This is a genomic window from Vogesella mureinivorans, assembly GCF_007644035.1.
Classification (GTDB): domain Bacteria; phylum Pseudomonadota; class Gammaproteobacteria; order Burkholderiales; family Chromobacteriaceae; genus Vogesella; species Vogesella mureinivorans.
In genome coordinates this window covers 1-251 of sequence record NZ_VMTV02000839.1, presented here as the reverse complement: position 1 = coordinate 251, position 251 = coordinate 1, and the positions used below count along the sequence as shown (strand labels likewise).

Genomic DNA, 251 nt, shown 5'->3' with positions numbered 1-251 from the left:
GTGTGGTTACCCGGCTGGCTAGATGCGATCAATAGCGGCACCAACTCCCTGTTCCTCACCATTGGCCCTGGAGACTTCCTCGTCCACCACGCCTTCGCCCTCGGTTTGCACACAACGACCTTGATTCTCGTCAAGGGCGCATTGGATGCTCGTGGCTCGAAGTTGATGCCGGACAAAAAAGACTTCGGATACGCCTTCCCCTGCGACGGACCCGGACGCGGCGGCACCTGTGACACCTCAGCCTGGGACTC

General features: G+C 60.2%; 1 protein-coding gene. It reads left to right on the top strand.

From position 1 onward, the window contains the following. A partial coding sequence (locus FLQ44_RS19870) for a hypothetical protein (RefSeq protein ID WP_206209011.1) occupies positions 1-251 on the top strand: 251 nt, incomplete at both ends.